This is a genomic window from Bradyrhizobium sp. Mp27, from assembly GCF_029953005.1.
Taxonomy (GTDB): Bacteria; Pseudomonadota; Alphaproteobacteria; order Rhizobiales; family Xanthobacteraceae; genus Bradyrhizobium; species Bradyrhizobium barranii.
The window spans coordinates 1-235 of record NZ_JASAUS010000778.1 but is presented as its reverse complement, the minus strand read 5'-3'; the positions used below and the strand labels follow the sequence as shown (position 1 = coordinate 235).

Genomic DNA, 235 nt, shown 5'->3' with positions numbered 1-235 from the left:
GCCGAGCGCATCGGACCGCAGACCAGGGCCTTGTGCCAGCAGGTGTTCGACACCGAAGGGCGCCCCGGACAGCGCGCGATGTGGGGCATTGTCGGGCTGGGCCGGAAGTATTCGGCGCGGCTGGTTTAAGAGGCCGCGCGCTTCTTCAACACCCCATAAGGTTGGTCGGGCTGCCAGACGCAGGTCGGCGATGTCCGACCACATCGCGCGCTTGATTTTCTGCAGCAGCACCGGC

Annotated in this window: 1 protein-coding gene; it reads right to left on the bottom strand. The window is 66.4% G+C overall.

Annotation, left to right across the window (positions count from 1 at the left end):
• A partial coding sequence (locus QJT78_RS52635) for a hypothetical protein (protein ID WP_281460997.1) occupies window positions 1–235 on the bottom strand: 235 nt, incomplete at both ends.